The sequence below is a fragment of the Propionicimonas paludicola genome, assembly GCF_002563675.1.
In the GTDB taxonomy this organism is placed as follows: Bacteria; Actinomycetota; Actinomycetes; order Propionibacteriales; family Propionibacteriaceae; genus Propionicimonas; species Propionicimonas paludicola.
On sequence record NZ_PDJC01000001.1, the window covers coordinates 816,234 to 836,419 of the forward strand.

A 20,186-nucleotide genomic window follows, 5' to 3' on the forward strand; every position below is an offset into this window, starting at 1 on the left:
CGTGGACGGGCTGCCGGGTACACTCCAAATAGCGATCGGCATCCGCCCTTGGCTTCCAGGCCGAGGATCGGCCGTGCAGCGAGTGGGTGCCCAGTGACCGCGCTTCCCTCTACCGCCATCAGTCCCGGACGACCGGGGCCCGGCTATCAGGATCAGACCTCTTTCCCGGTTCTGGCTAGGGCTTTCATTGAAGTCTCCGATCAGGCCCGGACCGAGGGCCTGCTGGGGCGGACCCGCTGGTTCTATCTCGTCGTGGGTGGCGCGGTGGGTGCCGGACTGCTCGGCGCACTGACCGGACTGGTGCTGCTGGGCGACACCTGGTGGCAGCTGCTGATCGCGGCCGCGCTCGGCGTCGTCCTCACCCAAGTGGCCTTCCTGGCCCATGAAGCCGCGCATCGCCAGATCCTGATGACCGGGCCGGGCAACGACCGGCTGGCCCGGCTGCTCGCGGCCGGTGTGGTCGGAATCAGCTACTCCTGGTGGGACTCCAAGCACTCCCGGCACCACGCCAACCCGAACCGGGTCGGCCGCGATCCCGACATCGAGGCCGACACCATCTCCTTCCTCGACGAAGAGGCGGCCACCGCCACCGGCTTCCGGCGGTTGCTGGTGCGCCGACAGGGCTGGCTGTTCTTCCCGCTGCTCACCCTGGAGGGGCTCAACCTGCACTTCCAGGGCCTCAAGCACCTCATGCAGCGCGGCGAGGTGCGCGGACGGTGGCTGGAGCTGGGCCTGATCGCCGGGCGCTTCGTGATCCTGCTGGGGCTGGTCTTCTGGCTACTGCCGATCGGGATCGCCTTCAGCTTCCTGGCCGTCCAGCTGGCCGTCTTCGGCGTCTACATGGGGGCGTCCTTCGCGCCCAACCACAAGGGGATGCCGGTGATCGACCGGGCGGCGAAGCTCGACTTCTTCACCAAGCAGGTGCGCACCTCACGCAACATCGCCGGCGGCTGGTGGGCCACCTGGCTGATGGGTGGGTTGAACTACCAGATCGAACATCACCTGTTCCCGAACATGCCCCGGCCGCATTTGGCCCGGGCCCGGGTGATCGTCAAGGCCCAGTGCGAGCGCCTCGACGTCCCCTACACCGAGACCAGCTTGTGGCGCTCGTATGCGATCGTGATCGGCTACTTGAACCGGGTCGGGCTGGCTGCCCGAGACCCGTTCGAGTGCCCGATGCACGCACTGCGCCGGTAACGGCTCAGCGCCCGCGCATGGCGCCGAGCAGGGCGTCCAGTTCGACCCGGGCGACTCGGATCCGGTCGTCGGCGATCCCGTACGGCAGCCACAGGGTGCCCTCGTGAACGATGCCGCCGCAGCTGTAGGCCACATTCGGCACGTAGCCGTTGCGCCGCTCGCCTTCGGTCTCCAGCAGTGGCTGGGGCAGGGTCGCCAGCACCCGGCTGGGGTCGTCCAGGTCGAGCAGGATGGCTCCGATGCAGTAGTTGCGCATCGGCCCCACACCGTGGGTCAGGACCAGCCAACCGGCCTCGACTTCGATCGGGGGGCCGCAGTTGCCGCTCTGCACGGCGTCCCAGAGATACTCCGGCCGGTACACCGGCTCCTCGGCCGACCAGTCCAGCCCATCGGGAGAGCTGGTCAGGCCGATCGACTCCCCGTCGCCGCGACCCAGGGCGAGCAGTCGCCCGCCGACCGGACGCGGGAACATCGCCATCCCCTTGGCCTGGCTGGCCGGTCCGGTCAGCCGGTGGACTCCGAAGGTCCGGAAGTCCTCGGTGACGAGCAACCGGTTGGCGATGGCGTGGCCGTTGTAGGCGGTGTAGGTGCCGAGGTACTGGGATCGTCCGTCCGCGTCGGTGAACCGGACGAAGCGGGCGTCCTCGACGCCGCGGCTCTCCTCGTCGGCGACCGGCAGCAGCACTCGCTGGCTGAGCCGGCTGTCCTCGTCGAAGACGGCCTGGTAGCTGGAGCCGGCAATGAGCCGGATCAGTTCCAGCTGGGCGCGGGCGTCCGGCTGGCGCAGTAGCGGCTCGCGCAGCTGCTGGACGGCCTCCTCGATGGCCGAGCTGCCGAAGGTGTCCGGCAACGACTGGGCGATCGCTCGGGCAAGTTCGTCGGTGTGACCCGAGTGCTCGACGGCCCGCAGGAAGTGGTCCTTTGTCCACTGGCCATCGCCGATGGTCGCCAACTCCAGCGGACGGATCCGCGGGGCGAACTCCCAGCTGTGCCCGGGGCCGATCACGGCTTCGGCGAACTGGATGGACGACAGGTGGAACTCTCCGATCGAGCGCAGGGAAAGGAGCACCCGCAGCTGGCCGGGTTCCAGGCCGCTCTGGTCGGGATGCGGCACCGCGCTGGGGTTGCACAAGGCGGTTCCCTCGACCCCGAACTCTGCGGTGAACACCGAGCCCACCAGGATGGCCAACTCGGGGCTCAGCTCGATCGCGGTGAGTGAGCGGACCATGGCGGCGTTGCGTCCCAGGATTGCCGGGAGGTCGTCGTGGCGGTTGCCGAAGCGCTCGATCACCGCGGCGGCCGCAGCGGCCACCTCGGTCTCTGGGGTAGCCAGTACCCGTTCGAGAACCGCTTCGGTGCGCGAGCTGCCCCCAGGAGTGCTGCCGCCGGGAAGGAACAGCCGAGCCACCACGCGGGACGGATCGGGATCCAACTGGGCGCCGGAGTCGTGAGCCAGCGTCCTCATCGGCGGACCGCGGTGATGGCGATCGCGCACTGCAGGGTGCTCAAGGCGGCCAGCGTGGACTCGGCGCCACAGTTGCTGTTGTGGCCGAACTGCTCCAGGCCGTCGTGGCCGGCGCCGTCCCCGGGCTCGTACATCACCGAGTGTGAGTCGTTCTCGCCGATGAACCATCCCCAGGCCAGTCGCACGCCGTGTACCCAGGACAGATCACCGGTCACTTCGAAGGCATGCAGGCAGGCATTGGCGATGGCCGCGGCCTCGATCGGCTGCTGGTCCCACAAGGGGCGACGGTCCTCGGGGCCGCGACCGCCGGTGCCGGCCAGCGAGAGTCGGCCACCGACCCCGGTCTCGAGCCGGAGCAGGGTTCGCAGCATGGTCAGGCCGTGGCGCACGGTGACCGGCTGCCGTAGCCGGATCCCGCCGAGGATCAGGGCATCGCACAGTGCGCCATTGGCGTAGCGCAGCCGAGGTTCGGGCCAGTCCCATTCGGTGCCGGGCCGGCGGGGGATCAGGTCCAGGCAGTCGGCGAGGAGCACTCGCACCGAGTCGTTCTCCGGGTTGACCCGCAGGAGGTCACAGGCGCCGATGGCGGCGAAGGCGGCCGAGCGGACGTGCGGCGAGCGAGTCTTGGCCGCCCGGGTGAAAGCGCGGATGGCCCGGGTCTGGGAGCCGGCCGTTCGGGCGAAGCGAGCTGCCGATCCCAGGCCGCCCAGGGCGCGTCCCCACCAGTCGCCCAGGCCGGGTTCGTCGGTCCATTTCCCCTCGCTGGACATCCGATTGTGGACCAGTCCGTCGCTGACCACGGCGTGGTCGAGGAAAGCCAGGTAGGTCCCGCTCAGCCGGTCGAGCTGCGGGTTGCCGGAGGCATGTGGGATCACCACCGAGAGCGCCCGACTGACGTCGTCGGTGCAGTAGCCGAGCTCGACCCGCGGGACCTTGCCGCGGGCGTGTTCGAAGATGCCGTGCCGATCCGACAGTGCCAGCACATGGTCGAAGCAGGGGACCGGAAGCCGATGGGCCGGGCCGCTCATGCGGAGATGCTGGTTCGGGCCGGACCGGCCACCAGTGCCCGGTACCGATCGGCGACGTTGGCCCAGCTGTTTCGCTCGGCCTCGGTGCTGGCCCGGGTCTGCGCCGCTGCGGCGTAGCTCGGGTTGCTCAGCACCTCTCGGATGGTGGCGGCGATCTCGCTGGGGTTCTGGTGCTCGACGAGGAGCCCACGTCCATCGGACAACAACTCGACCGCGTGCGGGAACCGGGTGGCAATCACCACCTTGCCGGCGGCGACGGCTTCGGTCAGCACTCCTGAGGTCGACTGGTCGATCGAGTCGTACGGCAGCAGGACCAGGTCGGCGCTTGCGACGGCGTCCGCCAGCTCCTCGCTGGCCTGGTAGCGTCCGTCGATTTCGACATCGTCGCTCACTCCCAGCATTGCGGCCAGGTCGAGCAGACCCGACCGATAGCGGTCGCCCTGTTCGCGCAGCACCTTGGGGTGGGTTTGGCCGAGCACCCGGTAGCGGACGTGGGGGCTCAGGTCGCGCAGCTCGGCCAGCGCCCGGATGCCCCACTCGATGCCCTTGCCCGGGCCGAGGAGGCCCCAGGTCAGGACGGTCGGACGATCGCAGTCCACTGCCTCCGGGCCGGCCAGCCAGGGGTCGACGCCGTGTGGGATCAGCTGGATCCGTTCAGCCGGGATCGCGTAGTCGGAAACGAGGAGGGCCTGGGCTCGGTGGGTCATCACCACCACGGTGTCCACGAAGTTGCAGGCCAGCATCAGCACCTCGCGCTGATGCTGGGTCGGCTCGGCCAACACGGTGTGCAGCACGATGATGCTCGGTGTGCGCAGTCTGGCCAGCAGGTCGAGCACCTGATCACCGTCGGGTCCGCCATAGATGCCGTACTCATGCTGGACGATGGCGACATCGCACCGGTTGAGCTGGGCTGCGGCCTGTGCCGTGCTCTGTGGGTTGTCCGGATGCAGGGTGCCGGCCAGCCGAATCCGCGGTCCGGGCAGCGAAGGCCCAGCCGGGACCAGATCATCGACTCGGACCACCACGCAGGTGTCGGAGCCGTTGGCGGAGATCGCGTTGACGAGGGCAGCGGTGAAGGTGGCCAGGCCACATCTGGTCGGAGGGTAGGTGCTCAGAAATCCATAGGTTGTCACGGGCCTGGTCCGTCCATCCGGATCGATGACTCTGCAGCGCATCGGTCAGAGTCGGGACGTCTGCCGGCTGGCACCTCCCGGGAGACCGCAATCGGCGATCCGGTGGACGCTGCTGCGCTCCTGCAGGGGCAGGGCTCGGTCGGCGTCCTTGTGCCCAGTCTAGCTGGCGGGGTCCACCCGGCCGGCCGGACCGGTGGCGCCGGGGTCACTCGTCCGGGCGTCACCCCTGGGCATGACCGTCACGACAGTATCCGGATGGGGGACAGAATTCCTCGTTGTCACTGGATATCGTGGCTAGCAGGAAAGCCGATCCGATGTTGATGGCCACGCCAGTGACCGTCTCCGGACCGGCTGTTCAACGGTCCAGGGGGAGGACAACAACGTATGTTCGGCTTTGGGGTGCGCTCGCAACGCGGCGTGACAACAGTGGAGTATCTGGTCATCGTGGCCGGAATTTCGATGATCGCCGTGCTGGGGGCGGGGCGGGTCGGGCTTGGGGTGTCGTCCAACCTGTGTGAGGCCGGCAAGTCGCTCGGTTCGTCCGCGCAGTGCGTGAAGCCGGCGGCGGTACCTTCGGCGTCCCCGACCTCGACCCCGGTCGACATCGGCGGCGGGACCGGCGGCTCGGGGACGGGTGGCTCGGGGTCCGGCGGCTCGAGTGAGCCCACCGCAACGTCCACCTCAAGCAGCGGCACCGGCGGCGGTGCCGGTGGCGGTACCGGTGGAGCGGCGGCTACACCGACCCCGACCCCGACGAACTCGCCCGGATCGATGACCTACAACACCGCAGTCATCGACCAGGACGCGATCCTGTCCGACCTCTCGGTCCGGTTCAACCTGGGTTGGTTCCCGAGTGACTGGAACCAGGTCAGCTATCCGACCACCATGACCATGGACGTGACCTGGAGCCCGGCCTTGGCCGTGGACAAGGTGATCGCCGGCTCGGACGGCACCTGGACCTACACCCTGATCGAGCCCGGCAAGATGCGGCTGACCCGCACCGGCAGCTTCGATACCAGCGGCTTCCAGCCGGAGCCGGAGATCCTCTTGGTCAAGCCGGCTACTCGCCAGTCGGTTCAGGTCTCGTTCAGTGCCAGCGCCCCGAACAGCCCGACGCTGACCCGGACGGCCTCCACGACCTCGATCCCGTACTGATCGACAGGCTCGGCTACTTCTTCCAGAGCTGCTGGTACAGATCCTTGGACGGGGCATTGAGCAGGTTGGCGTAGTCGGACGCCGACAGCTGCAGCATGGTGTCGTCCAGCGGGCGATCGCCGATCAGCGAGACGCCCAGGCCGGCGCGCCCGTCCGGGCTGCCCAGCCCGAGGAGATCGAGGGTCGTGGGCAGCAGGCTGAGCTGGTCGGCTCGTTCCCGGTTGAAGCTGACCGTCCCGTCCGGGCTCCACACCCGGAGGATCACCGTGCGGTCCTGCTGGGCGTCGAGTTCGGCCTTGAAGAAGCCGCCCTCAGCGGTGGCCTTGAGATGATCACCGGTCACCACGACCACGGTGTCGTCGAGGAAGTGGTTGTCCCGCAGGTAGTCGATGACCCGGCCGACGGCCCGCATCGAGCACTGGATCGCGGTAGCCATGGCAAGCTCATCACCGGTGGTGCAGGTCGGATAGACACCGCCCGGCTCGTGGGTGTCGAGGGTGAGCATTGTCAGGTTGAACGGGCGTCCGGCCTCGCGCAACCGGCGCAGCTGGTCGATGGTGTAGCCGGCGAGCTGGTGATCCGACAGCCCCCACACCGAGATGTTCTCGCGAGGCTCGTCGGCCGCCTCCCAGTGCTCCAAGCCATAGACGAAGTCGTAGCCGTGGTCGTGCAGGAAGGTGCCCTTGCCGGCGAAGGCGGTGTTCGCGCCGCCCACGAAGACGCTGGTGTAGCCGGAGTCGTGCAGGACGTCTCCCAGGCAGCGGGCGCCCGGAAGGTAGTGCTCGACCTCCTCGCCGAAGACGTTGTGGTTCACCTCCGGGGTGAGCAGCTCGCTCTTCACCGGGACGCCGCACTGGGTGCCGATCAGGCCAGCCATCGTCCAGCCGCCGCCGGGGAACTGCTGCAGTCCCTGGTACGCCGACCAGCCAACTGTGGCCTGGTCGAGATCGGCGAGCAGGTTCTTGCCGAACAGGTGGGCGTCGGCGTAGGTGTTCTCGCCGGACTCCAGGTAGATCGTCACCAGGTTGCGCGGGTGCGGTTGCGTCCGCTGGGCCTGCGGGACCACGTAGTAGGAGGAGAAGCTGGCGTCACCGAGCAGGGCGGACGCATACTGCGGCAGGCCAGTCACGGTGAACAGGATGGCCAGGGCCACGCCGAGGCTCAGCGCGCCGGGCAGAACCGGATGCCGTCGGAATCGGCGGGACGGTTGAGACTGCGCGGCGGGCCTTCTCCAGCTGACGAGCGCAGCCATTACCGCCAGCACCGACAGTGGAGCCACCACACAGACCAGGACGGCTTCGCTGAACAGGGTGGAGTTGCCGGCCCGCTCGCCACGAAGGTTCAGCAGGGTCTGATCGAAAGTGATTTCGCCGAAGCGGTAGCGGATCCAGCCGGCCAGTGCGAGCAGTACCGAGGCGGCACCAAACAGTGCCCAGCGGGTGGCTCGCACCCACTGGGATCCTCGCTTGTGTTCGCTGGTTCCCATTTCGGCCATCTAGGCTATCAAGCTCTGACCAGGCATCTTGCCTGCGCCCGCCGGAGCGCGGCCGGCCGTTGCGCGGCGCGTAGGGACGGACTGGCTTCCTGCCCCGACCGAGGGAATCGACCGGGACAGGCGCGGCGATCAGCCAAGGGGGTGCAGCTAACCGCGGGGTCGGTGGGTAGGAAAACTCGTGCGCCAGCTGGGTGGGTTGTCAGGCTCGCCTCGGGGGGTGCGATCACTGACCGGATACCGGCCCAGATTATCGACGTTGCACCGCCGACCTCAAAATCCACCATACACCCAGTTCAGGCGAAAATCGACACTCGCGTCGAAATTATCGCATGCGGTTGATGATCTCACGCTCATTTCCGAGCAAAAACGCTTAGTGTTCGCAGACTCTCAGCATTGGGTCTTCGCCGGGTCAGCTGCTCCCGGAGTGAGGGAGCGAGTGCCCGCTCCCTTGCGGCTATGACAAGGGGAGATGGCGACGCACTGGATGCGGGGTGGGCTGACGTGGCGCCGAATCGGGATCTTGCGCGGCTTTTGGCGGCCCGATAAGGGCGTTGCTGGCGTGATTTTGAGGCGCGAAAATAGTGGCGGAGTCCGAGAATAGGTAGATTCGAACAGATGGGCTACTCTGAAAATGATCGAGAGATCCCTCTGAGGCCGCACCCCCCGCGGAATTCAGAGGAAATTCACGGGAGCACCCATGCGCCGCTATACCGACCGCAACTCACCACCACGTCCACGGCTCTGGGTTCGGCGCCGACTGCTACTGTCCGGCCTCCTGCTTGCTGCGCTGACGGACTTCGGGGCACTTCCACCGGCGTCTGCGGTGGGTACCACCGTCGGTCTGGGGACCGCAGGGTCCTACTCGGTGCTGGGTGGTGAGACAGTGACCAACACCGGTCCCACCGAGTTGAGTGGGGACCTGGGTGTGGCTCCCGGCACCGAGATCGTCGGGTTCCCGCCGGGCGACGTGGGCGGGGCGACCCATGCCGGCGATGCCGAGGCGGGTCAGGCGAAGTCCGACCTCACTACGGCGTACAACAACGCCGCTGGGCAGGCATCCGACGAGTCTGTTGGTGCCGAGCTCGGCGGGCGCACGTTGACTCCGGGGGTCTACACCGCGTCCAGCGCCACCCAGATCACCGGCACCCTGACCCTGGACGCCCAAGGCGATCCCGGTGCGGTGTTCATCTTCCAGGTCGGCTCGGACCTCACTGCCGCCTCCAACAGCCAGGTTCTCCTGCTCAATGACGCGCAGAGCTGTCATGTGTTCTGGCAGGTCAGCCGCTCGGCCACCATCGGAACCTCTGCCGACTTCGTCGGGACGATCATGGCGCTCACCTCGATCACCGTAGACAGCGGTGCTGACGTCCAGGGTCGTGCGCTTGCTCGCAATGGAGCCGTCACCTTGGACAACAACCGGTTCACCAACGTGACCTGCGCGACGACATCAACCTCCAGCCCGACCCCGACGGACACCGCGACCTCATCGCCGACCTCATCACCGACGTCCACCGGATCCCCGACGGCGTCACCGACGCAGAGCGACACCTCGACCGCCTCACCCACGACCTCCGACTCGGCCAGCCCGACGTCGTCCGCCAGTTCGCCGACGGCGGTCGTCCCAGTCGAGACATCAGAGGCTGCAGCAGTGGGTGACCTGGCCTTCACCGGTGGTGGCCCCTCCGGACCACTGATCGTGGTTGGGTTGGCCGCCAGCCTGTTGGGTGTGGCCCTCGTGGTCGCCGCACGTAGGCGTCGAGTCAGCTGATCGTGAGTCGGTCAGTGGGTGCGCCTGCCTGAAGACCGACTACGCAGAGATCTGGCCATCGGGGTACGCCCCCGGTGGCCAGAACTCACTTCACCAGTGGTGGCTGCTGGTCAGGCGCGCTTCCAGTGCCACTTGCCGCTGGGGTAGCGCACGCACTTGAGCTTCCCGAACTTCTTGGTCTTGGTCCAGTCACCGTGGTGCTTCTTCGCGCAGAACTGACCGGGCTTGGCGGAGGGCTTGCTCACCTGGGCAGCCTGAGCCACCGGAGCCGGGGCGGCTCCGACCAGGCCGAGGGACAGCACAGCGCCGGTGATAACGGACGCGATCAGCTTCTTCATCGAAGCAACTCCTCATCAATGGGTGGTCAGACCATTGTCGGGTCGGGCGGCGTCCGTGCCCTTGTCGAGACGGGGAACTGGCCGCAAATTGGCCACCGGAGCGGCAGTACGGTGCTTGCCGAGTTCTGCCTAGGCGGCTCGCCAGCGGGGTGCGGCACGCGGTTACCTTGCGGTGGCCGCCGAGTCAGGAGAATGCATGCCCACGATCCCGCTGATCATCGATACCGACACTGCGCAGGATGACTGCATTGCCATCTTGGCCGGCTTGCTGGACCCGGTGGCCGACCTGCGAGCCATCACCATGGTGGCCGGCAACGTTGGCTTCGAGCAGCAGGTGGCCAATGCGCACCTCACCTTGAACGTTGCTGGACGCCTGGGCACGGTGCCCATCCATCGCGGCTGCACCCAGCCGCTGCTGCGGCACTGGGAGTCGGCCGAGGACGTCCACGGTGACGGCTCCGGCGGGCTCTCGATCCCGTCCGACTCGCTGGTGGAGGCCGACGAGCACGCCGTGCAGGCCCTGCTGCGGCTGACCGCCGAGGCGCCCGGTGAGCTCAGCATCGTGGCGATCGGCCCGCTCACCAATCTGGCCGCGGCCATCGTGCTCGACCGGGGCTTCGCCTCACGGGTGAAGACGCTGGTGATCATGGGTGGCTCGAACAACGCCCGCGGCAACATCACCGCGAGTGCAGAGTTCAACTTCTACGTCGATCCCGAGGCTGCGCAGGTCGTCCTGCAGGCAGGCTTCGGCGACCTGCGGATCGTCCCCTGGGCGCCGTTGACGTTGAGCGACGCCACCTTCCCGCGCGCCGATTACGACCGGCTCGGAGCGCTGGGGACGCCGCTGGCCGGCTTCTATCACCGGATGTGCGCGGCCACCATTGACTACGACGAGTCGGTCGGGATCGACGGCTCCACCCACCCAGACTCGCTCTCGGTCGCCGTCCTGTTGCACCCCGAACTGGTCACTGCCGAGTCCGGCTATCGGGTGGACGTCGAGACCGCCTCCGAACTGAACCGAGGGATGTCGGTGATGGCCTGGGAGAAGTTCGACCTGCCGGTGAACGCGCAGGTGATCGAGGCCGTCGACGGTGCGGCGTTCTATGAGTATCTGGGTGGGATCCTGGCGACGCCGACAACGCCGAACCTGCCGGTCTCGGGCTTGTCGAGCTGACTTCCAGGCCCGATCTCTGGATTGCCTCCAAAAATACGTAATAATGGAGCAATGGATGAAGACAGGTCTGTTGCTCTCCAGCTGGCGGAACTGACCCGGCGAATCGAGGCTCTCGAGGCAGGGCGCACCTCGCCGGACTCTCCGGGTGCCGGCGACGCCGGAAGGTTCTGGGTCCTCGAAGGGCTCAAGCAGCGCACTGAGTCCGGCGTCGTCTACGCCGGCGCGGTTGAGACCGCGGCCGGGCCAGTGGAGTGGCAGATCGGGCTGGGTTTCGAGCAGCTGATGGATCGCGACTGGGGGCAGGCCGCCGCCTCCCTATCCGCGCTGGGCAACCGCTCCCGGCTGCGGATCCTGCAAGCAGTGCTGGCCGGCGCCAATGCGGTCGCCGATCTCTCCAGTGCGGAAGGGATGGGCACGACCGGCCAGCTCTATCACCACCTCAACCAACTCGTGGCCCACGGCTGGCTACAGGCCTCGGGGCGGGGCCACTACGGCATCCCGGCCGAGCGGGTGGTGCCGCTGCTGGTGATCCTTGCCGCCACCAGGGGTGCGTCGTGAGCCGGTTCGGACGCGTGGAGCTGGTCGCCGCGGTCGCTGCGGCGGCGACGGCGCTGGCGGGGGTACTGACGATTCCACGGCCGCCGCAGCTGTCGACCTCGGTGACCGGTGACCCGGAGTTGGCCGAGGCGGTGCGGGCGCAGCTGGCGCGGCTTCCCGGGGCCAGGGATCAGCTCAGTGTGGCTGTGATCGACGGCGCCGAGGTGAAGAAGGTGAGCTTCGGCTCGTCCGCGACCACGGCCTACGAGATCGGATCGATCACCAAGACCGTGACTGGCGCGCTCCTGGCGCAGGCCATCGAGCGTGGCGAGGTCACCGAGGCCACACAGCTGGGGGAACTGCTCGACCTGGGTGACTCGCCGGCCGCCTCGGTGCCGCTGGTGGAGCTGGCCACTCACTCCAGCGGGTTGCCCCGGCTGGCACCCTCGGCGCGGCAGTGGTGGAAGGCCATCATCGCGAGCATCCGTGCCACAGATCCGTACGGCGGGAGCGTCGACGAACTCCGGGACGAGGCGCGGCATGCCGAAGTCGGCGCTCGGGAGTTCGAGTACTCCAACTTCGGCTTCGCGCTGCTCGGGCAGGCGCTGGCAGTGGCGGCCAAGACCGACTACCCCTCGCTGGTCACCGAGCGGGTGTTCACGCCGCTGGGGATGCGGGACAGCTCCACTCCGACCTCGCCGACCGAGCTGAAAGAGGGTGCGCTCACCGGGTACACCGCCTCCGGTCGTCCGGCCAGCCCGTGGACGCTGGGCGCCTCGGCGCCGGCCGGCAGCATCCGTTCCACCCTGGACGACCTGGTCCGCTACGCAGTGGCTCATCGTGACCGAACGCTGCCGTTCACCTCAGCCGCCGACCCACGAACGCCGATCGCCGAAGGGCAGCAGATCGGCTTCGCCTGGATCACCACCGGCGAGGTCTGCTGGCACAACGGAGGCACCGGAGGCTTCTCCAGCTGGCTGGGCTTCAACCGCACCACCGGACGAGCCGTGGTCGTGCTGAGCAACACGGCGGCATCGGTCGATGAGCTCGGCTGGGCCTTGATGGAGGTGAAGTGATGGAGTACTTCACCGGGCTGGTGGCTGTCGGAGTGGTGGCCCTCTTCATCGTTCGGGCTGGCTCGCGCAGCCCGCGCTGGGCGGGCGCCAGTCGGCTCGAACTGATCAACGATGGGCTGAACAGCATCGTGGTGATGACCGTGGCCTGGTTGCTCACGCCGTGGGCCTCGATCGGTCCGCTGTGGTGGCTGGTGCTGGTCGGGGGGCTTGCCGTTGGCGTGGCCGCCGCAGTCTTGCGGTGGACGAGAGTGCCCTGGCTGCGTCCGGATCGCCCGCGTTGGCGTGGTGTCGGCGGAACGGTGATCTCCGTGTCCGTGGCCGCCGGTGTGGCCCTGCTGGCCTTCGGCTGAGCGGCCAGTGGCTCTTCCGGCGGGGGATCGCCCGGCGGCACGCGCCGTCCTGGCACTTCCAATCTATAGCTCACCCCCGGTCTTGCCGCAAGGCCCCCCATTGGCCGCACAATGGTCCGCCTGAGGCAGCGTTGTTCCTAGTCAACCCCGACTAGGTGGCCGCTGCCGTGAAGGTGGGGTGGCGATGGTTGAGGCAACCGCAGATGTGTTCGATCTCCCGCCGCGACGAGCCGAGAAGGCCGACGAGCGGCTGATCGGGGACGATCGGAGGCACTTCGCCGCCGTGGCGGCCTGCATCGATCGGCGGATCGCCCAGACGTCGGCTCGACTGGCCGAACTGCTGGCCGAAGCCAGCAGGCGCGGGCGAGGCGCGATGGATCGCGATCTGGAGATCCATCGGCTGAGCGCTCAGCTGCGCACCATGCGTCGCTACGGCCTGGACATCTGTCTGGGCCGGATGGTCGACAGCGACGGCACCGTCACCTACATCGGACGGCTGGGGCTTCTCGATGCCGACGACCAGGTTCTCCTGGTCGACTGGCGGGTACCGGCCGCCGAGCCGTTCTTCGCTGCCACTGCAGCCCAGCCGATGGGCTTGGTCAGCCGTCGCCGCTACCGCTGGACGAATGGACGCATCCGCGACTACTGGGACGAGTTGCTCGGCGCGGGTGGGCACGGGCAACTGGCGCTGGACCAGGACTCTGCCTTCATCGCCAGTCTGGCCGCCGGCCGCTCTGCGCGGATGCGCGACGTCCTCAGCACGATCCAGGCCGACCAGGATGCGATCATCCGGGCCGGATCTTCGGGTGCGTTGGTGGTCGAGGGTGGCCCGGGCACCGGCAAGACCGTGGTTGCCCTGCACCGGGCGGCCTACCTGCTCTACGCCGACCCCCGGCTGCAGGGTCACCGCGGCGGCGTTCTGGTGGTCGGCCCGCACCAGCCGTATCTGGGCTACGTCGCCGACGTCCTGCCCAGCCTCGGTGAGGATGGCGTCCGGACCTGCACCATCAGCGACCTGGTGGCCGAAGGTGCGACGGCCGCCGATGAGGCCGACGCGCGCGTTGCGGAGCTGAAGGGCGATCCGCGGATGCTGGCCGCTATCGAGCCGGCCGTCCGGCTCTACGAGGAGCCGCCGACCGGCGCCATGCTGGTCGAGACCGACTGGTTCGACGTCCGGGTGTCGGCGGACGACTGGGCCGAGGCGTTCGAGAGCGCCGAGCCGGGGACGTCCCACAACCAGGCCCGCGATGAGGTGTGGGCCGCGCTGATCGAGGTCCTGGCCGACAAGGTCGAGGTGGACGATCTGGAGCCCGAGGCCGTGCAGCGCATTCTGCGCGGGGATGCCGAGCTTCGCGAGGCGTTCGGGCGGGCCTGGCCGATCCTGGATGGCGCCGAGCTGGTCGGCGATCTGTGGTCGGTGAAGGCCTACCTGCGTCGCTGCGCGCCCTGGCTGTCGGAGGCTGAGGTCCAGCTGCTTCAGCGCCGGCAGCCCGATCAGTGGACGAGCTCCGACCTGCCGCTGCTGGATCTGGCCCGGCGGCGGGTCGGAGATCCGCAGGAATCGGCCCGGGCCCGGCGCCGGGAGCGGATCCTGGCTGAGCAGAGCCAGTACCGCGACGACCTGGTGGAGTATCTGCTGGCCAACGACGACGACCCGGAGAGTCCGCTGCAGCTGCTGCGGCGAGACAGCCTGCGGGATGCCCTGATCGATGAGGACGCCGCGCCGTCGGCGGGCTCCGACCAGCTTGCCGGGCCGTTCGCCCACATCATCGTCGATGAGGCGCAGGAACTGACTGATGCCGAATGGCTGATGCTGATCGACCGCTGCCCGTCCCGCAGCTTCACGATCGTCGGGGACCGAGCCCAGGCGCGGCGTGGCTTCTCCGGGACCTGGACCGACCGGCTCACCGGGCTGGGCTTCACCGAGCTGCACCACGCGGAGTTGCACATCAACTACCGGACGCCGGCCGAGGTGATGGGGCTGGCCGAGCCGGTGATCCGTGCCGTGCTGCCCGATGCCAACGTGCCGATCTCGATTCGGCGCACCGGGGCCGCAGTCCGCCGCGGACGCCCGAGTGAGGCGGCCGGGATCGTGACGGAATGGCTCGAGACCCATGACGAGGGCATCGTCTGCGTCATCGGCCAAACCGACGTTGTCGAGTCCGAACGCGTCCGGGTGCTCACCCCGGCCACGGCGAAGGGCCTGGAGTTCGATCTGGTGGTTCTGATCGGGGCTCACGACCCGGCCGCGTCCGTGACCGAGGCTGTCGACCGCTACGTCTCCATGACGAGGGCCACCAGCGAACTGGTGATCCTGGATCTCCCTGAACCGTCACGGTAGGGCTCGGTAACCCGGCCGGTGACCGCGAGCCCGGTCCCTCTGTCACGCTCAGTCGGCCGAACCATGGCCGACTGAGCGCAGCGAGGGTTCCGCCTAGCGGATCGCGGCCACCACGTAGTCGTCGAGGTACTGCCACACGGTGCCGACCTCACCGAAGCCGGCGCTGCGCAGTGCCTCCAGGTGGTAGCCCAGGGTGACCTTCGGGGGCGGGGCGTCGTGCCCCTGCCAGCACAGCTCGCGCTGGGCGGCGGCCTCGACGTAGCCGGGACGCCCGGCCGCCAGCGCCCACCAGGCGTCCCAACTGTCGGCACCGGTGGCGAAGGCCTGCTCCTGTTGCTGCTGGTCGTCGCGTTCGGCCAGCTGGCTGAGCAGCGGCAGGGTGGCGGCGTCGTACTGCAGGTGATCGCCGTTCAGGAACACTCCGCCCGGGCGGATCAGTCCGGCCAGCTCGAAGTAGACCCGAGCCAGCACGCCCGGGGCCAGCCAGTGCAGCGCGGTGCTCGAGACGACGGCGTCGAAGGTTCCCAGGTGGTCCAGCCACGCCGGATCGTCCAGGTCGGCGAGCTGGAACTGCGCCTGCGGGTCGGAGGCGAAGACGTCGGTCCCGATCGCGATCAGCAACGGATCCTTGTCCACCGAGACCACGGTCGAGCCGGGCAGCCGGAGCCGGATCCGCGCGGTCAGCGACCCCGGCCCACAGGCCAGGTCGAGTACCCGCGGGTTCGGCCCGACGAGTTCCTCCACCACGTTTGCGATGGCATCGAAACGCTGGTTGCGATGGCGGATGTAGGCCGACTGTTGCCGGTCCCAACGCTCCAGCAGTTCCTCTGGGCGGATATCGGTGGTCATGCGGTCTTCCTTTCGGAGTCGGATAGATGGGGTAGTGGTCTTTCGCTGAGGACGAGGTGGGGACGCCCGTTGGCCCGGATCAGGACGTCGACCGACACCCGGTACACCGGCTCCAGATGGGCGGCCGTGAGCACCTCGGACGGCGTCCCGCAGGCCACCGACCGTCCGCCGTCCAGCAGCAGGACGGTGTCGCAGTAGGTGGCGGCCAGGTTCAGGTCGTGCAGCACGATCACGACGGTTGAGCCGAGTTCGCGGACGGTGGTCAGCACCTCGTGTTGATGGCGGATGTCCAGGTGGTTGGTCGGCTCATCGAGCAGGATGTGCTCGGCCTCCTGGGCCACGGCCCGGGCGATCAGGGCCCGCTGTGCCTCGCCGCCGGAGACCTGGCTGGCCGGACGTTCGGCCAGCTCGGCGACGCCGACGCGCCCCAGTGCGTCCGCGCAGGCCTGGTAGTCCCGCGCCGACGGGCACTGGAGCATCCGCCGGTGTGGAATCCGGCCCAGCATCACGCTGTCGGCGATGCTGAGCCCGGACTCCGAGTTCTCGCCCTGGGTGACCACCGCAACCTGACGGGCGATCACTCGTCGGGCCAAGGAGTCGAGGGGCTGGCCATTGATCCGCACCACGCCGGCCTGAGGGCTGAGGGCTCCGTAGAGCAGCCGGAGCAGAGTGGTCTTGCCGCTCCCGTTCGGCCCGACGACGCCCCACACTGAGCCGTCGGGCACGGTGAAGGAGAGCGGTTCGATGATCCGCCTGCCTTGCCTGGAGAAGGCCAGCCCCTCGACCTGGATCACTGCAGGGTGGCGAGCAACTCAGCCAGCTTGCTCACGCCCTGGATCGACAGCGGGGTCGGCGGATCGGTGAACGGGAACTGCAGGGCGATCACCCGGTGGTTCTTCACCGCGCTGAGCGCCTTCACCCCGTTGACGCCCTCGAAGTTCTTCACAGCCGTCTCAGGGCTGCCGTCGGAGTAGAGCAGGACGACCGTCTTCGGGTCCTTCTGCAGCAGATCCTCCAGGTTCACCTCGAACACCCGCTCCTTGGAGCCGGCGTACACGTTCTCCAGGCCGGCAGCGGCGAAGATCGGGGTCACCATGCTCGGGGCGCCGTAGGGGTACAGGGCTCCGCCGCCGGTCGGGACGTACAGGGCGACCGCGCTGCCCTGGCTGGCGGACGGAGTGGCGACCTGGGCCTTCAACTCGCTGATCCGCTGGCCGGCCAGCTCGGACTTGCCGAGCAGGGCGCCGAAGGCGGTCAGCTGGTCGTAGACCCAGTCGAAGGAGGCCGTCCCCTGCGGAGAGTTGGCCGAGTCCGCGCAGTAAGCCGGCGGGGAGTAGGCGGCGATCCCGGAGGCGGCCAGCGCCTCCGCGTCCACGGCACCCTGCGGGGCCAGGACGAGGTCGGGAGCAGCGGCCTGGATCGCCTCGGTGGAGATCACCGATCCGCCGGTCGCATTGGTCTCGGTCTTGGTGAGCGGGATCTTGGCCAGGGCGGTGGTGACCTTGTCGGAGTAGACCCCGGCGGTGAGGTCGGCGGTTCGGGCCACGACCAGGTCGACGGCGTCCAGGGAGTCGAGCAGGGCCACATCGTCGTTGTTCACCAGGAAGATCCGCTTCGGGGCGGCCTTCAGGACGACGTCGCGCCCGCAGTTCTTGACGGTGACCGGGAATGCGGCGGCCGCGGTGCTGGCCGCCGGTGCGGCGCTGGTGGCGGGGCTGACCGGCTGGCTGGCGCAGCCGGCCAGCAACAGGCCTCCTGCCGCGAGGCTCGCCAGGAGCCGGAGAGTCGGGTTCTTCACGGGTGGTTTCCTTCTTTCTTGTTCGGTTGGCAATGTCGATGGGGGCCGGGTGGCTCAGCGGACGGTGTGTGGGCGGTTCTCTCGCTGGCGGGCCAGGACGAGCAGGAAGGGAGCTCCGATCACGCCGGTGACGACGCCGATCGGGAGCTCTTGGGGGACGAACAGCATCCGTGCGGCGATATCGGTGGCGATCAGGAAGCCGGCGCCGAGCAGTCCGCTGGCCGGGATCAACAGGCGGTGCCGGGCACCCACCAGATAGCGGGCGAAGTGCGGCACCACGAGGCCTACGAAGCCGATGCTGCCCGCATTGGCCACGATGATGCCCACGGCCAGCGAGACCACCAGCATGATCGCCAGCCGAGCCCGGTCGGGTCGTACGCCGACGGCGAGAGCGACGTCATCGCCGGCCGAGATGGCGTCCAGCTGCGGACCGAGCGCGGTCAGGGCGGCGCCGGCCAGGACGGCGGTGAACAGGCCGAGCAGGGCTACCGGCCAATGAATGGTGGCCAGCGAGCCGAGCATCCAGAACATGATCGAGCGGCTGGCTTCGGCGGAGTCGGCGGCGAAGGTCAGGAAGCTGGTTGCCGCGGAGAATGCATAGCCGACGGCCATGCCGGCCATCACCAGGCGTAATGGCCCGGACGCTCCCGACCCGCCGCCGATCGCCAGCACCATGAGGGTGGCGAGGGCCGCACCGGCGAAGGCCGAGCCGGACAGCAGGCCAATGCCGGCCCCGGAGCCGGCGAACAGGACGATCGCGGTCGCGGCACCGGTGGAGGCACCGGAGTTGATGCCGAGCAGGTAGGGGTCGGCCAGCGGGTTGCGGACCAGGGCCTGCAGGGCGGCGCCGGCCATCGCCAAGGTGGCGCCGGCGCCGACAGCCATCACGACTCTGGGCAGCCGAGTGATCCAGACAATGGTGTCGCTGGTGTGGCTCCAGGTGGCGTCCGCGGGGACGCCGATCAGGTGTTGGCCGAGGATCTGCGCCACTGTGGCGAAGTCGATCATGGCGGGGCCGGTGCCCACGCTGACCACAGTGAGGGCGAGGGTGAGTCCGGCCAGGGCGATCAGCGGCAGTGCCGCCCGCCGATGGCGGTGCCGGAGGTGGTCTCCGGTGCTCAGGTGATGACGATCAGAGCGGACGTGCTCAGCGGTGACCACGAGCGGACCCTCCCCGCTGCAACCAGGGGAGGGGGAACCCACCACCCTGTGTTCGCGACAGCGTGTAGTGACGTGCGAATCACTAGAAGTTCGGTCCGACTCATCGACGATTGTCGATCTACGGTTGCGCGACAGTGCCGGGTTCTGACCGGCTTCTTGCTTCCAGTGCGAATTGCCTAACCAGGCGAATGTAGCGCGATCAGCCGGGTGGTCCTTCGGCTGATCAAGAGCTGAGAGTGAAGGGCCCGGCCGCCGGTCGGTGACCGACGGCCGGGGTCTCAGGGAGCGGGGCACACCCGGACACTACATGAAAATGATTCTCATTTCACCAAGGTTCGGCACGGCATCGTCCGGTGGGACGTGTTCAGGCCAGGGAGAGGGTGACCTCGATGTTGCCGCGAGTGGCATTGGAGTACGGGCAGACCTGGTGGGCCTTCTCGAGCAGTTCCTGGGCCAGGGTCGGCTCGACGTTCGGCAGGTTCACCTCGAGGGCGACGGCAAGGCCGAAGCCGCCGTTGTCCAGGGAGCCGATCGATACGTCCGCGACCACCTCGGAGTCGGTCACATCGGCGTTGGTGCCGCGAGCGACGCTGCGCAGTGCGGAGTGGAAGCAGGCCGCATAGCCGGCGGCGAAGAGCAGTTCGGGGTTCGGCGCGCCACCGGGGCCGCCGAGTTCGGGCGGCATCCGGACGTCGAAGTCGACGAGTCCGTCCTGGGTGGAGACGTGGCCATTGCGCCCGTCGCCGGTGGCGAGGGCTGATGCGGTGTACAGAGGCTTCATGTCTGCCACTGTATGTGGCACAATCAAGTTGTGCAAAAGATAAACTCGAAGGAGTCGGCCGACTCTGATCGGCTTCTGCTTGACCGGCAGCTGTGCTTTCCGCTGTATGCGGCCAGCCGCGCGGTCACTGCCCGATACGGGCCGCTGCTGTCCGAGCTTGGCCTGACCTACCCGCAGTACCTGGTGATGCTGGTGCTGTGGGAGCAGTCGCCGGTGAGCGTCGGTGAGCTGGGCGAGCGCCTTCGGCTGGACTCCGGGACGCTCAGTCCGCTGCTGAAGCGGCTGCAGGCGGCCGGTCTGGTGGATCGGCGCCGTGATGTCGAGGACGAGCGGCGCGTGCTGGTCGCGCTCACCCCGGCCGGTGTGAGCCTCCGAGAACGGGCTCGCCACGTTCCGGCGGCGATCGCTGCGGCACTCGGCCTGGACGAGGACAGTTACGTCCAGCTGCAGGCGCAGCTATCCGAGTTGCTGTGTCGCCTTGCCCCGGCCAATGAGTCGCAGGGTGCCCCTATTTCGTAGATGGGCATAAACCCGCGGCTG

The 20,186-nt window shown here is 68.4% G+C and carries 19 protein-coding genes; 9 read left to right on the plus strand and 10 right to left on the minus strand.

Going from position 1 to position 20,186, the window contains the following annotated elements:
• The first annotated feature begins 93 nt into the window (after window positions 1-93).
• Window positions 94-1,197, plus strand: coding sequence for a fatty acid desaturase family protein (locus tag ATK74_RS03620; protein ID WP_245840673.1), 1,104 nt, complete (start codon window positions 94-96; stop codon window positions 1,195-1,197).
• A gap of 4 nt (window positions 1,198-1,201) precedes the next feature.
• On the opposite strand, the gene ATK74_RS03625 is transcribed toward ATK74_RS03620, so the two are convergent.
• The 3 genes from ATK74_RS03625 to ATK74_RS03635 are packed head-to-tail and all read right to left on the minus strand — an operon-like array spanning window position 1,202 to window position 4,823.
• Complete coding sequence (locus ATK74_RS03625; protein WP_098461956.1) at window positions 1,202-2,662, minus strand: glycoside hydrolase family 130 protein; 1,461 nt, start codon at window positions 2,660-2,662, stop codon at window positions 1,202-1,204.
• Window positions 2,659-3,690, minus strand: coding sequence for a glycosyltransferase (locus ATK74_RS03630; protein ID WP_098459764.1), 1,032 nt, complete (start codon window positions 3,688-3,690; stop codon window positions 2,659-2,661). The genes ATK74_RS03625 and ATK74_RS03630 overlap by 4 nt, the downstream gene beginning before the upstream one ends.
• Complete coding sequence (locus ATK74_RS03635) at window positions 3,687-4,823, minus strand: glycosyltransferase (RefSeq protein ID WP_211283270.1); 1,137 nt, start codon at window positions 4,821-4,823, stop codon at window positions 3,687-3,689. The genes ATK74_RS03630 and ATK74_RS03635 overlap by 4 nt, the downstream gene beginning before the upstream one ends.
• Window positions 4,824-5,240: 417 nt before the next feature.
• Between ATK74_RS03635 and ATK74_RS03640 the strand changes: the two genes are divergently transcribed.
• Complete coding sequence (locus tag ATK74_RS03640) at window positions 5,241-5,978, plus strand: hypothetical protein (RefSeq protein ID WP_143483550.1); 738 nt, start codon at window positions 5,241-5,243, stop codon at window positions 5,976-5,978.
• 13 nt (window positions 5,979-5,991) lie between these two features.
• On the opposite strand, the gene ATK74_RS03645 is transcribed toward ATK74_RS03640, so the two are convergent.
• Window positions 5,992-7,464: a sulfatase-like hydrolase/transferase gene (locus ATK74_RS03645; protein ID WP_169923715.1), complete on the minus strand. Its 1,473-nt coding sequence runs from the start codon at window positions 7,462-7,464 to the stop codon at window positions 5,992-5,994.
• Window positions 7,465-8,296: 832 nt separating this feature from the next.
• Here ATK74_RS03645 and ATK74_RS03650 point away from each other — a divergent pair.
• Complete coding sequence (locus ATK74_RS03650; RefSeq protein ID WP_211283271.1) at window positions 8,297-9,241, plus strand: ice-binding family protein; 945 nt, start codon at window positions 8,297-8,299, stop codon at window positions 9,239-9,241.
• Between the two features lie 110 nt (window positions 9,242-9,351).
• Here the strand turns inward: ATK74_RS03650 and ATK74_RS03655 are convergent, their stop codons facing one another.
• Window positions 9,352-9,579, minus strand: a complete 228-nt coding sequence (locus ATK74_RS03655; RefSeq protein WP_098459769.1) for a hypothetical protein — start codon at window positions 9,577-9,579, stop codon at window positions 9,352-9,354.
• A gap of 196 nt (window positions 9,580-9,775) precedes the next feature.
• Here ATK74_RS03655 and ATK74_RS03660 point away from each other — a divergent pair, with 196 nt between their 5' ends.
• The 5 genes from ATK74_RS03660 to helR all read left to right on the plus strand — a co-directional run bounded on the left by ATK74_RS03660 (window position 9,776) and on the right by helR (window position 15,057).
• On the plus strand, window positions 9,776-10,753 hold the full coding sequence (locus ATK74_RS03660; RefSeq protein WP_098459770.1) for a nucleoside hydrolase: 978 nt from the start codon (window positions 9,776-9,778) through the stop codon (window positions 10,751-10,753).
• Window positions 10,754-10,804: 51 nt separating this feature from the next.
• Window positions 10,805-11,311, plus strand: a complete 507-nt coding sequence (locus ATK74_RS03665) for an ArsR/SmtB family transcription factor (RefSeq protein WP_098461959.1) — start codon at window positions 10,805-10,807, stop codon at window positions 11,309-11,311.
• The gene (locus ATK74_RS03670) at window positions 11,308-12,366 is read left to right on the plus strand and encodes a serine hydrolase domain-containing protein (RefSeq protein WP_143483551.1); all 1,059 of its coding nucleotides are present in this window, start codon (window positions 11,308-11,310) and stop codon (window positions 12,364-12,366) included. The genes ATK74_RS03665 and ATK74_RS03670 overlap by 4 nt, the downstream gene beginning before the upstream one ends.
• Window positions 12,366-12,716 carry a hypothetical protein gene (locus ATK74_RS03675; RefSeq protein WP_098459772.1) on the plus strand — a complete coding sequence of 117 codons (351 nt, stop codon included), beginning with the start codon at window positions 12,366-12,368 and terminating at the stop codon, window positions 12,714-12,716. Before ATK74_RS03670 ends, ATK74_RS03675 begins: the two co-directional genes overlap by 1 nt.
• 184 nt (window positions 12,717-12,900) lie before the next feature.
• Window positions 12,901-15,057, plus strand: a complete 2,157-nt coding sequence (gene helR, locus ATK74_RS03680; protein ID WP_098459773.1) for an RNA polymerase recycling motor ATPase HelR — start codon at window positions 12,901-12,903, stop codon at window positions 15,055-15,057.
• 93 nt (window positions 15,058-15,150) lie between these two features.
• Here the strand turns inward: helR and ATK74_RS03685 are convergent, their stop codons facing one another.
• The 5 genes from ATK74_RS03685 to ATK74_RS03705 all read right to left on the minus strand — a co-directional run bounded on the left by ATK74_RS03685 (window position 15,151) and on the right by ATK74_RS03705 (window position 19,655).
• Entirely contained in the window at window positions 15,151-15,906 is a 756-nt protein-coding gene (locus ATK74_RS03685; RefSeq protein ID WP_098459774.1) for a class I SAM-dependent methyltransferase, read from the minus strand.
• Window positions 15,903-16,700 carry an ABC transporter ATP-binding protein gene (locus tag ATK74_RS03690; protein WP_098459775.1) on the minus strand — a complete coding sequence of 266 codons (798 nt, stop codon included), beginning with the start codon at window positions 16,698-16,700 and terminating at the stop codon, window positions 15,903-15,905. Before ATK74_RS03690 ends, ATK74_RS03685 begins: the two co-directional genes overlap by 4 nt.
• The gene (locus ATK74_RS03695; protein WP_169923716.1) at window positions 16,697-17,704 is read right to left on the minus strand and encodes an ABC transporter substrate-binding protein; all 1,008 of its coding nucleotides are present in this window, start codon (window positions 17,702-17,704) and stop codon (window positions 16,697-16,699) included. Before ATK74_RS03695 ends, ATK74_RS03690 begins: the two co-directional genes overlap by 4 nt.
• 54 nt (window positions 17,705-17,758) lie before the next feature.
• Entirely contained in the window at window positions 17,759-18,865 is a 1,107-nt protein-coding gene (locus ATK74_RS03700) for a FecCD family ABC transporter permease (RefSeq protein WP_211283272.1), read from the minus strand.
• Between the two features lie 364 nt (window positions 18,866-19,229).
• Window positions 19,230-19,655 (minus strand): organic hydroperoxide resistance protein, encoded by a 426-nt coding sequence (locus ATK74_RS03705; protein WP_211283273.1) that lies wholly within the window; start codon window positions 19,653-19,655, stop codon window positions 19,230-19,232.
• Between the two features lie 21 nt (window positions 19,656-19,676).
• Here ATK74_RS03705 and ATK74_RS03710 point away from each other — a divergent pair, with 21 nt between their 5' ends.
• Window positions 19,677-20,165, plus strand: coding sequence for a MarR family winged helix-turn-helix transcriptional regulator (locus ATK74_RS03710; protein ID WP_281255355.1), 489 nt, complete (start codon window positions 19,677-19,679; stop codon window positions 20,163-20,165).
• Window positions 20,166-20,186: the final 21 nt, after the last annotated feature.

Excerpts from the sequence above, each read along its gene's own strand:
- ATK74_RS03665 (WP_098461959.1), top strand. The coding sequence starts at position 10,805 with ATGGATGAAGACAGGTCTGTTGCTCTCCAGCTGGCGGAACTGACCCGG.
- ATK74_RS03630 (WP_098459764.1), bottom strand. The coding sequence starts at position 3,690 with ATGAGCGGCCCGGCCCATCGGCTTCCGGTCCCCTGCTTCGACCATGTG.
- ATK74_RS03625 (WP_098461956.1), bottom strand. The coding sequence starts at position 2,662 with ATGAGGACGCTGGCTCACGACTCCGGCGCCCAGTTGGATCCCGATCCG.
- helR (WP_098459773.1), top strand. The coding sequence starts at position 12,901 with ATGGTTGAGGCAACCGCAGATGTGTTCGATCTCCCGCCGCGACGAGCC.
- ATK74_RS03645 (WP_169923715.1), bottom strand. The coding sequence starts at position 7,464 with ATGGGAACCAGCGAACACAAGCGAGGATCCCAGTGGGTGCGAGCCACC.
- ATK74_RS03655 (WP_098459769.1), bottom strand. The coding sequence starts at position 9,579 with ATGAAGAAGCTGATCGCGTCCGTTATCACCGGCGCTGTGCTGTCCCTC.
- ATK74_RS03675 (WP_098459772.1), top strand. The coding sequence starts at position 12,366 with ATGGAGTACTTCACCGGGCTGGTGGCTGTCGGAGTGGTGGCCCTCTTC.
- ATK74_RS03685 (WP_098459774.1), bottom strand. The coding sequence starts at position 15,906 with ATGACCACCGATATCCGCCCAGAGGAACTGCTGGAGCGTTGGGACCGG.
- ATK74_RS03660 (WP_098459770.1), top strand. The coding sequence starts at position 9,776 with ATGCCCACGATCCCGCTGATCATCGATACCGACACTGCGCAGGATGAC.